Consider the following 11,206-nt stretch of genomic DNA (forward strand, 5'->3'; position numbering starts at 1 on the left):
TAAAAATTTGTAATATAAAATATGATTACTGCTTTTTTTTATTCCTTAGATTTATGAATATTAAAAAATCATATACAATCAATCTAAATAATTTGTTAAAGAAATATTAATTTTTACATTTATATTATTTTCATTAATTATAAATACGCAACCAAAAATGAATTATTATAACCAACGAATTCAGCATTTTATCTTTATAATTTTCTCATTTCTCATTTTAGCTACAAACACTTTTGCCCAAAAAAACAGAAAATTAAAAGGAGTCATAACTACATCAGATGGGAATCCTGCAGCTGATGTAAACGTAATTCTTAAAAACACAAAATATAGTACTATAACAAATAAAGATGGTGCTTTTGAATTCAACAGAGTAAAAACAAACAGCTGCATCTTACAGATTTCTTTAGCAGGTTACGAAACTTTAGAAAAAGAAGTAACCCTCTCAGAAAATGATATTACAGTTTTAAATTTACAGTTAAAAGTTTCGAGTAAAGAATTAGAAGAGGTAACCATATACAGTAACAGAGTAAAATTTTTTCCGAAACAAAGCAATTATGTGTCTAAAATGCCGCTGAAAAATATTGAAAACCCACAAGTTTATAATGTCATTACAGCAGATTTATTAAAGGAACAAGCCATAACTAATTTTGAAGATGCTGTGAAAAATGTGCCAGGCATTCAAAAATTATGGGAATCTACAGGGAGTGCAGGAGGCGGTGGATCTTTTTATAGTTTACGTGGCTTTGTAACACAGGCTAATATTGTAAATGGATTGCCAGGATTAACAAATGGTAGTTTAGACCCTGCTAATATTGAAAGAATTGAAATTATAAAGGGCCCATCCGGAACTTTATTCGGAAGTAGTCTTATTTCTTATGGCGGACTTATAAATACCGTAACTAAAATACCCTATTCAGGTTTTGGTGCAGAAGCATCTTATCTTGCCGGAAGTTTTGGTCTTAACCGGGCTACTGCAGATGTAAATGCTGCTGCAGATGATTATGACAATGTTGCCATAAGGGTAAATGCCGCTTATCAGACAGAAAATAGTTTTCAGGATGCCGGTTTTCGTACTTCTTATTTTGCAGCTCCTGTCCTATCCTGCAAGGTTAATGAAAAATTATCTTTCCTAATCAGTACCGAATTTATGCAGGAAGAAAAAACAACACCTGCAATGCTATTTTTAGGAAGAAGCAATTCTTTACAATTTGCCAATATTGACGAATTAAATTATAATACAAAGTTGTCTTTTACCAACAATGACTTGTCTGTAAAAAACCCTAAATACAACTTGCAGGCCCAAATGACTTATAAGATATCAGATCAATGGACTTCGCAAACTGCTTTATCAAGAGGGTCTACAAAATCTAACGGTTATTATTCTTATCTTTATGATAATGAAGATGAGCAGGGCGATTTTTCTATTTATATTACCAAAGAAAATTCATTTACCACAACAACTGATATTCAGCAAAATTTTATTGGTGATTTCAAGATTGGTAATATGCGTAATCGAATCGTAATTGGTCTTGATTATTTTGAAAAAGACATAATGTACGGAGGTACCGGATTTAATGGTGTATATAAAGTTACGCCTCAGGGTGAAATTAGGCAATATGATGATACTAATCCATATTATTTAACTCAATCATCTGTAGATAATTTACTTTCAAATACAGGAACCGATAATTATAATTTAAAAGATAATACCTATAGCATTTATGCATCTGATGTAATCAATATTACACATAAATTAATAGCAATGGCCAGTTTACGTGTCGATTATTTTGATGCTGAACGTGATATTACAAAAAATGATGATGATTATAATCAAACGGCATTATCTCCAAAATTTGGTTTATTATATCAGCCAATTGAAGATAAACTAGCCTTATTTGCCAATTACATGAATGGTTTTAAAAACGTTTCACCTGATCGTGCAACAGGAAGTCAGATCTTCGAACCAGAGCATGCCAATCAATTAGAGTTTGGAATCAAAGCAAATCTTTTAGACGATAAGTTAAATGCAACAATAAGTTACTATGATATCAGCGTTGCCAATCTGTTAACTGTAGATCCGGCTGATGTAAACAAAAGTCTCCAGGGTGGTAAATCAAAAAGCAAAGGTTTAGAATTGGATTTGAATTCTAAACCTTTGAAAGGTTTAACTATTATTGCAGGATACAGTTATAACGACAGTAAAGTAACAAAAGGAGATGTTCAAAATGTGTTTCTGGAAGAAGGCAAAAGACCAATGTGGTCAGGACCTTCGAATTTAGTAAACCTATGGACAACATATAAATTTGATTCCGGAATCCTGAAAGATTTTGGTTTAGGCTTTGGAGGAAATTATGCCAGTGAAAATGCAGTTGTAAACAGTGAAATACTTGGTAAATTTGTACTTCCGTCGTACACTGTTATAAATGCATCTGTTTTTTACGGTACAAGCAAATTCAGAGTTGCTTTAAAGATCAATAACCTGGCAAACAAAGAGTATTTTAATGGTAGCTGGGGAACAGTTAATCCTCAGAAACCAAGAAATATAGTAGCTAGTTTTAGCTATAAATTTTAATTCTAAGTCACGCTTGAATAAATTAAATTGTTATTTGTTTTTAATTATTCTAAATAAGCTTTAAGTTTGTAGAAAATTATTTAGTCTTTAAAACAAATTATATTATGAAATTAAATTTACTGAAAAAAATAGTGCTTGCATTCCTAATGCTTGTATCAACATCTTCTTTATTTGCTCACGCCCTTTGGATAGAGACTAACGCAACAGGTACAAAAGGAAAAGTACAGGAAGTATCTGTTTATTTTGGAGAATTCTCAGATAATGATATTACAAAGTCCGACAAATGGTTTTCAGATTTAAAAGATTTCACTTTGATATTAGTTTCTCCTTCAAAAAAAGAAACTAAGTTAACCTCTAAAGCCCTTGAAAACAAATACCAGGCTTTCTTTAAACCAGATGAAGACGGAGTTTATACCATTGTAATGCACCATAAAGTAAAAGATGTTTACGGGACTATGGTTTTAGATTATAACTCAAGTGCAACAGTTGTAGTGGGAAACAAAACTTTAGGAAATTATGCCACTGCAAATAATAATATAATTGGCGTATTTAGTGAAAATGCCGATTTGGCAAAGAAAAACGTTAAAATTAACGTATTTGCATTGTACGAAGGGGTTTCTGCAAAAGAACAAAAAGTAAAAGTAATTGCACCGAATGGCTGGGAAAAAGAATTATGGACAAATGACAAAGGAGAAATCTCCTTTACACCAATCTGGTCAGGTAATTATATGATTGAATTTGCTTATACAGAAAAAGCATCAGGAGAACATAACGGAAAGAAATATGATGAAATCTGGAAAATGGCAACTTACTTAATTGCTGTGAAATAAATATTAAAAACTTAAAGTTTTCAAAGTCTTTTTCAATCCAGAAAAAGACTTTTTTTATGTTTCAAAAACTATTTGTCTGAAAGTTTATTTTTAGTTTGTTTATCCGTTTTGCGCTCAAAAAGCAGCATAAATATTTAAAAATAAAATAGTTAGAAAATAAATAATAATTATTCTAAATAAGCTTTTAAATGATAAACTTACACAATATATTTGCATCACATTATTTTAAATTATTCTAAATAAATACTATGAAATATATTTTACTTTTAGGTTTAACTTTTATAAGTTTTGCAACTTATAGTCAGGGAAATTCACACAACAACAATTTCGCTATAAATGATACCGTAAAAAATAAAAAAGGCGAGATTCTAAATGAGGTAATTATTACTAAAAACAAAGAACCAAAACCTGTAACAGCGGTTCGCTCTGGATTAAAACCAATGGACAATCCTCAAACTGTACAAGTTATTAGTTCTGAAGTTATCGAACAGCAACAGGCCATAAGATTAAGTGAAGTTTTAAAAAATGCAAATGGTGTTTATGTAAGCTCAGCACGTGGAGGTGCTCAGGAATCTTTTTACTCAAGAGGATACGATATGTCTGCCAATAATATGTTTAAAAATGGATTTCGTTATAATGCAGGTTCTATTCCTGATATTTCAGGTTTAGAAAAAGTAGAATTTCTTAAAGGAGGTTCGGCATTATTATTTGGAAATGTGGCACCAGGCGGAATATTAAATCTAGTAACCAAAACACCATCATTTACAAGAGGTGGTGAAATGTCAATGCAAATGGGGAGTTATGCTTATTACAAACCATCTATTGATTTTTATGGACCACTCAGCAAGTCAATTGCTTTTAGAATTAATGGTTCTTATGAAAATTCAGAAAGTTTTAGAGATGTTGTAAAAAACGAACGTTTTTATGTTAATCCATCTTTTCTTTTTTATATTAATCCAAAAACACAGATTACAATACAAGGAGATTATTTAACAGCAGACTGGACTCCTGATTTTGGAACGGGAATTATCGGAAAAACTATTCTAGATATTCCTCGTAATACTTATTTTGGTGCACTTTGGTCAACAGGAAACACAAAATCTTCAAGTGCTTCTGTATTAGTGAATCATGAATTCAACAAAAACTGGAAATTGAATTTTAATGGCTCTTTTCAAAATTACAACAGAACACAAAAATCAACTGCTCAGCTATCTAATTTAGATGATATCAAAACATATCCAATTCCGGGGTATTGGAATAGAGCATTAACTCAGGCTAAAAACTTAGAACAAATAGTTGGAGACCAATTAAGCTTGCAGGGAAATTTCAATACGGGATCTGTAAAACATCAAATATTTACTGGTGCTGATTGGGAAAACTCATTTACAACTGCTTATACTTTTGTATTCTCTCCGGCAAATTATGATACTATTTATCTTTTTGATTTCGACCCTTTAACACAAAGAACAGATATTCCTGAAGCCATAAATACCCAAATTACAAAAACAGACGCCAATCGTTTTGGAACCTATTTTCAGGATTTAATTTCAATAACCGATAAATTTAAGGTTCTTGCTGGTGTTCGCTGGTCTTGGCAGGAAACGGAAGTGACTACGTACAAAGAAACTTCTACAAGTGCTGGAAATCCACAAAATGCAGTGCCAACAATTGCTCCAAAACGTTTAGACAATGCATTTTCGCCAAAAGCAGGTTTAGTATTTCAACCAACAAAAGATATCTCTTTGTTTGCCAGCTATTCGAATTCTTTTACTCCTAATACAGGAAACTCATTCAACAACCAGCCACTTGACCCTTCTATCATAGATCAATATGAGGCAGGTATTAAAAAAGAGTTTTGGAAAGGAATTTTAAGTACTAATATAACTGTATACCAAATTACAAATGACAATTTAGTTCAAACAGCAATATTTATGCAAGATGGTGTTACTCCAAATTCTGATACTAGTATTAAAGTTATGAGTGGAGAAACGAAAAGTAAAGGTGCTGAAGTAGATATTACCGCGAGACCAATTGAAGGCTTAAGCGTTATTGCAGGATACAGTTATAATGATATGCGTTACACCAAAACATCTGGTGCAAATGGAAGTTTTATTGAAGGAGGCAGAGTAGCAAGAACGCCTCAAAACACGGCTAATTTAAGCTTTTTCTATACTTTGCAGTCAGGATTTTTAAAAGGTGTTTCTGTTGGAGCAATCGGAAATTATATAGGAAAAAGAATTGGTGGATGGAACAACCAATACAATACTGATCTTACAAAATATCCTGACGGAATCTGGTACAGAGAAATTCCATTAGGAGGATATGCAACTATTGATGTTTCTGCTGGATATAACTGGAAAAAAATCTCTCTTTTATGTAAATTATCAAATATTACAGATGAGTTAAATTATACTGTTCATGAAAACTATAGTGTAAACCCAATTGCTCCACGTCAGGTAATGGTTAGCTTGAAATACAAATTGTAATCTAAAATTTAGATTATAATCTCTTCTAAAACTTTTTCTGCCTCTTTCACTTTTGAAAAGCAGAAAAAGTTTTTTCTTTTAAAATAAAAAGTATTTTTGCCGAAAGCACTTTCAATTATTATAAACCTTTATTTATTAAAAATATGCCTAGTCCAGTTTCAGAATGTCTTTATTGTCAAAACAATGACACCTTACAACAATTAATGATAAAAATTGGGGATTTAAAAGTATCTCGACTGTTCCTGTTTAAAGAACAATCATATACCGGACGCTGCAATGTAGTTTACAAAGATCATGCCGTTGAACTTTACGAATTAAGTGATGAACAGCGTAATTTATTTATGGAAGATGTTGCCACAGTCGCCAAAGCAATTGCAAAGGCATTCGATCCTACAAAAATTAATTATGGTGCTTACAGCGATACGTTATCACATTTACACATACATATTGTCCCTAAATATAAAGATGGCTACGGATTTGGAAGTGTTTTTGAAATGAATCCTCAAAAGACCTATTTATCTGATTCAGAATATGACGCTGTAATTGAAAAAATAAAATCCAACTTATAAAAAGTAGTTTTTATAAATTCTAAAAAACCTTTTTCTACTATTCTTTTTGAAAATAGAAAAAGGTTTTTATTAAATTGTATAAATTTAAAACTAAATTACTCCCATTTTTTGCATTAAAAATGAAGCGCTTTTATTTTTACATATTCCGCTGCGAAGCTTATAATCAAAATGCAAATCGTTATTACATATTTCTACTTCAAAACATTGGTTGGTCAAAGTTTCAGGATACTCATTAGTAGTCAGGCAAACTTCGATATCATGTGTCGCAATTGCACCAATTGCTTTTTTACTGATTACTTTTTTTACCACTTCAATTGTTCCGTTACGTTTGTCATCAGAATTGGTTCCTCTTAAAATTTCATCCAATAAAACAAAAGCAGGCTCTACTTCAAGAGCATCCATAATTTGTTTTAAACGCTTGATTTCAGCAAAAAAGTAAGACTCACTATCTGCCAAAGAATCTGATAATCGCATTGAAACCAAAACTGGTAATGGGTGCATATTAGCCTCTGAAGCACAAACAACTGAACCTATTCCACCTAAAACCATATTAATACCCAGACTTCTTAAAAAAGTACTTTTTCCGGACATATTAGAGCCCGTTAAAATCATAAAGGACTGAGGGTAAAAATGAGTATCATTCCCTATCCTGCTAACCGGATTTAATAATGGGTGGCTTAAATTTTTAAAGCCAATTTTGTATTCTAAATTGATTTCAGGAAAAACAAAATCTGGATTATTGTAAGCTAAATTAGCCAAACTATTCAGCATTTCGAATTCGCCTATAATTTCAATCCATCTTGCAAGTTCTGTCGAATAGTTATCTTTCCATTTTAAAAGTGATTTTAAAACATGAATGTTAAATAAAAATGTTCCATTGAAAACTATTGAAGTCACTAAATTATTAATGGTATCCATTCTCGAAAACAACTCTGACAGCTGTTTTAAATGTGAGCTTGCTTTTTGATTTTTAAAAACTAACTGCTGTTTCAAATCATTTAATTTTTTAGATTCAAAAGTTTCGTTTTCTATTTTCTGAACCAGCAAACCGTATTGTTTTATTGTTTTATCGATATTATCAGCTTTTGCGATTTCAGATTGAACTCGTTTAAATGACTGTCCCAAAACAATTAAATTTGCTATAAAAACATATGTCAGATAGGACAGTAAAATGGTTTTTGAAGTAATGAAATAAGCTGACAAAATTCCAAAAAATAATACTGGAAAAAAAATTGAAAGTAAATTTATAACTTTAGGTAAACTGTTATTTTTAAATGAATTCCAATACATTAAGGATTCGAATGATTCTTTACTGTCATGACTGACAGCTGCCAAAGCAAAAAATTCCTGTCGCCAGTTTATTTTAGACTTAAGCTCTTTTATTGCTTCCTGATTTTCAAGAATCGTTACATTAGAATTCAATCTCAATAATTGATTCGCTAATGTTTTTTTTCCAACAAAAGTTGCCGTTCTGTTTAAATTCTGAAATAAAGAATGGTCACCGAAGATATCCAGATCGTAAGCATAAGGATGATGAAAATCGTTAAACTCAATACCGCTATCAAAAGGAAGTTTTTCTCTTTTCAAAAAAGAAATTTCATTTTCGTTTATTTTTAAAAGTGCTGTTAAAAACTGCTTTTGAAAAGACAAACGTGAATGAATACGCATCAAAAAAATAAAACCAACAAAAAACACTAAAGCACCAATTAAATATAAAATGTTATCTGTTTTGATGTAATAAAAAATCAGAAACAAACAGCTGAAAATACTTAAAAGCCTCAAAAGACTGATAGTGTTATATTTTTTATTAGTTTTATGTAATGATTCTGTGTAGTAAGAAAGCCTGTTTTTATAATAATCCATCTTTTTAATTTAATGAATCACAAATATAGGTTTTACCGCTACAAAATACTGTTTAATTACAACCGAAATTAGTTATCATGCATAACTAAAACAGGAATTGAAACCTCTTTTGTTATTTTTTGACTAAAACTGGAATCAAACAGACCTTCAAAAAAAGATCTCTTATGAGTAATTGTGGTTAGAATATCAACATCTTTATAAAGTATAAAATCGAGTATTGTTTCTTTTACGTTATCACTTGGCAACACTAAAAATTCAACATTTTCATCGGCAAAACTAGATTCCCATTCCTTTGTAGTTTCCAGAGAAACATCAGAAACTGTAGTTTTAACGTATAAGCTGCGAACTTTCGCATTCATTTTCTTAGCTATTTTCAAGACTTTTTTCAACTCTTTTTTATCTTTCTCACGATAACGTGTCGTAAAACCAATAACGTTTATATTTTTAAATTTAGCATCTATTGGCACACATAAAACCGGTACATCAACACCTGAAATTACAGAACTGGTATTAGAACCTACAAAAAAAGTAGTCCAGTCTGAAACCCCGTTTGTACCCATAATAACAAAATCGATATCGTCTTCTTTAACTGCATTTTTTAAATTATACAACAAATCGCCATCCATTAATCGATGTTTAATCACAATTTCTTCTAAATTCCTTTCCATCGCAATCGTTTTAAGCTTTGGAATTTCGTCCTTAAACATCTCAAATTTTGCTAACTCTATAGAACTATAAATGGCTGCGTAATTTTCGGGAAAAAACTGACTATCATATACCGGAATTTCAAAAGTATGGAGTAAAATAAGTTCGGCATTGACAACTTTAGCAAATTCTAAAGCGTGTACAAACGCATTTGTTGCTGCTTCAGAAAAATCGGTTGGGAATAATATCTTTTTCATTTTAATTTATATTTAAAGGTTTGTTTCTCAAATTTAACCATTCTAAAAACAAATCAACCTGATAATTATCAGTATTTTAACAATTAGCCTTTTCTTAAAAACATAAAAGACTATCTTTTAAAAATCGTTATGCACACAAAGCTACTCTCTCGTAATTTTGAGGCTTTTTTTATACCTTTGCTGCATGATAAATCAAGATTCTATAGTTGCTTTAGCCACTCCTTCAGGCGCTGGAGCAATTGCCATCATTCGAATTTCAGGCTCAGATGCAATTGCTATTGGAAATTCAGTTTTTAAATCCATCAAAAATAAAGACTTAACGAGCCAAAAAACACATACTTTGCATTTAGGGCATATTGTAGATGACTCAAAAACACTTGATGAGGTTTTAGTTTCGATATTTAAAGGCCCAAACTCATATACAGGCGAAAATACGATCGAAATTTCCTGTCACGGATCTACTTATATTCAACAACAGATTATTCAGTTATTATTAAGAAAAGGCTGTAGGATGGCTGATGCAGGAGAATTTACACTTAGAGCATTTCTTAACGGAAAACTTGATTTATCACAAGCTGAAGCTGTTGCTGATTTAATTTCATCAGATAACGAAGCTTCTCATCAAATTGCTATGCAGCAGATGCGAGGTGGTTTCAGTAATGAAATCGCAAAATTGCGAGAAGAACTTTTGAATTTTGCCTCACTGATTGAATTAGAATTAGACTTTGCCGAAGAGGACGTAGAATTTGCCGACAGAACTCAATTTCATGAATTACTAAACCGAATTGAATTTGTTTTAAAACGCTTAATTGACAGTTTCGCCGTTGGAAATGTCATCAAAAACGGAATTCCGGTTGCTATCGTAGGCGAACCAAACGTTGGTAAATCAACTTTATTAAATGCCTTATTAAACGAAGAACGTGCTATCGTTTCTGACATAGCCGGAACAACTCGCGATACTATTGAAGACGAACTGGTAATTGGCGGAATTGGTTTTAGATTCATAGATACTGCAGGAATTCGCGAAACAAAAGATGTTGTAGAAAGCATCGGGATCAAAAAAACATTCGAAAAAATTGATCAGGCACAAGTTGTTATATTTTTGTTTGATGGTTTCAAGTTTCAGGTTTCAGGTTCTGACTATATTGTCGAAATTGAAAAAGTTAAAAATAAATATCCTTTAAAGCCAATATTAGTTGTTGTAAACAAGGTAGACTTACTGAATGAAAATGAAATTGAAATAATAAATGAAAAACTTGAAACTTTAAACTTGAAACTTTTAAAAATTTCTGCTAAACAAAACACTGGTGTGGACGAATTAAAAAATGAATTACTTTCATTTGTAAATACCGGTGCTCTTCGTAATAATGAAACCATAGTAACAAACACAAGACATTATGATTCTTTACTTAAAGCTTTAGATGAAATACAAAAAGTAAAATTTGGTCTAGAAACTAATCTGTCAAGTGACTTAATTGCACTGGACATTCGTGAATGTTTATACCAATTCGGGCTTATTACGGGGCAGGTTTCTAATGACGAATTACTGGGAAATATTTTTGCTAATTTCTGTATCGGAAAATAGCAGGACAAAATAACACAAAACAAAAACAAATAAACGAGTTAAACTATTTATAAACAATATTTTAACTCGTTTTTTAATTCCTTTTTCTTTTGGATATTATGTGATGTTTTGATTAAATTTGTACCTTATTTGTACCTTGAAAATGCGAGGTATAAATTGGAGTTGCTACATTTACTGGGACATAAATTTTAAGACTGTTTAAATAAAAATAAATATCTTAGAATTATGAAAAAACGAGTTTACAGTGCTGAGTTTAAATCATCAGCAGTACGATTAAGTTACGAGCGGGAAAACATCAAAGAATTAGCAGATGAACTAGGTATCCAGGTAGAGCGTATTTATAAATGGAGGTCTTCTCAAAAAACATTTACTAATCTACAACCAATTATTTCTAAAAAG

At 31.2% G+C, this 11,206-nt stretch carries 8 protein-coding genes; 6 read left to right on the forward strand and 2 right to left on the reverse strand.

Going from position 1 to position 11,206, the window contains the following annotated elements; all coding sequences use genetic code 11:
* Positions 1 to 157: 157 nt before the first annotated feature.
* From ACEN2I_RS03170 to ACEN2I_RS03185, 4 genes are all read left to right on the forward strand, one after another.
* Complete coding sequence (locus ACEN2I_RS03170; protein ID WP_441764675.1) at positions 158 to 2,572, forward strand: TonB-dependent siderophore receptor; 2,415 nt, start codon at positions 158 to 160, stop codon at positions 2,570 to 2,572.
* A 104-nt stretch (positions 2,573 to 2,676) separates the two neighbouring features.
* On the forward strand, positions 2,677 to 3,402 hold the full coding sequence (locus ACEN2I_RS03175; protein WP_441764676.1) for a hypothetical protein: 726 nt from the start codon (positions 2,677 to 2,679) through the stop codon (positions 3,400 to 3,402).
* Positions 3,403 to 3,650: 248 nt separating this feature from the next.
* Entirely contained in the window at positions 3,651 to 5,888 is a 2,238-nt protein-coding gene (locus ACEN2I_RS03180; RefSeq protein WP_441764677.1) for a TonB-dependent siderophore receptor, read from the forward strand.
* Between the two features lie 143 nt (positions 5,889 to 6,031).
* Positions 6,032 to 6,457: an HIT family protein gene (locus ACEN2I_RS03185; protein ID WP_441764678.1), complete on the forward strand. Its 426-nt coding sequence runs from the start codon at positions 6,032 to 6,034 to the stop codon at positions 6,455 to 6,457.
* A gap of 90 nt (positions 6,458 to 6,547) precedes the next feature.
* Here the strand turns inward: ACEN2I_RS03185 and ACEN2I_RS03190 are convergent, their stop codons facing one another.
* Both ACEN2I_RS03190 and ACEN2I_RS03195 read right to left on the reverse strand, forming a co-directional pair.
* Entirely contained in the window at positions 6,548 to 8,320 is a 1,773-nt protein-coding gene (locus ACEN2I_RS03190) for a MutS-related protein (RefSeq protein WP_441764679.1), read from the reverse strand.
* 68 nt (positions 8,321 to 8,388) lie between these two features.
* Positions 8,389 to 9,222 (reverse strand): universal stress protein, encoded by an 834-nt coding sequence (locus tag ACEN2I_RS03195; protein WP_441764680.1) that lies wholly within the window; start codon positions 9,220 to 9,222, stop codon positions 8,389 to 8,391.
* Between the two features lie 184 nt (positions 9,223 to 9,406).
* On the opposite strand from ACEN2I_RS03195, the gene mnmE reads away from it, so the two are divergent.
* Both mnmE and ACEN2I_RS03205 read left to right on the forward strand, forming a co-directional pair.
* Positions 9,407 to 10,807 (forward strand): tRNA uridine-5-carboxymethylaminomethyl(34) synthesis GTPase MnmE, encoded by a 1,401-nt coding sequence (mnmE, locus tag ACEN2I_RS03200; RefSeq protein ID WP_441764681.1) that lies wholly within the window; start codon positions 9,407 to 9,409, stop codon positions 10,805 to 10,807.
* Between the two features lie 225 nt (positions 10,808 to 11,032).
* The coding region (locus ACEN2I_RS03205; protein WP_441764683.1) for a transposase at positions 11,033 to 11,206 on the forward strand (174 nt) is incomplete at its 3' end.

It is taken from the genome of Flavobacterium sp. W22_SRS_FK3 (assembly GCF_052113665.1).
Classification (GTDB): domain Bacteria; phylum Bacteroidota; class Bacteroidia; order Flavobacteriales; family Flavobacteriaceae; genus Flavobacterium.

Bases quoted from the DNA above. Each gene is read 5' to 3' on its own strand.
- ACEN2I_RS03185 (WP_441764678.1), top strand. From the start codon at position 6,032: ATGCCTAGTCCAGTTTCAGAATGTCTTTATTGTCAAAACAATGACACC.
- ACEN2I_RS03195 (WP_441764680.1), bottom strand. From the start codon at position 9,222: ATGAAAAAGATATTATTCCCAACCGATTTTTCTGAAGCAGCAACAAAT.
- ACEN2I_RS03190 (WP_441764679.1), bottom strand. From the start codon at position 8,320: ATGGATTATTATAAAAACAGGCTTTCTTACTACACAGAATCATTACAT.
- ACEN2I_RS03180 (WP_441764677.1), top strand. From the start codon at position 3,651: ATGAAATATATTTTACTTTTAGGTTTAACTTTTATAAGTTTTGCAACT.
- ACEN2I_RS03170 (WP_441764675.1), top strand. From the start codon at position 158: ATGAATTATTATAACCAACGAATTCAGCATTTTATCTTTATAATTTTC.
- ACEN2I_RS03175 (WP_441764676.1), top strand. From the start codon at position 2,677: ATGAAATTAAATTTACTGAAAAAAATAGTGCTTGCATTCCTAATGCTT.
- mnmE (WP_441764681.1), top strand. From the start codon at position 9,407: ATGATAAATCAAGATTCTATAGTTGCTTTAGCCACTCCTTCAGGCGCT.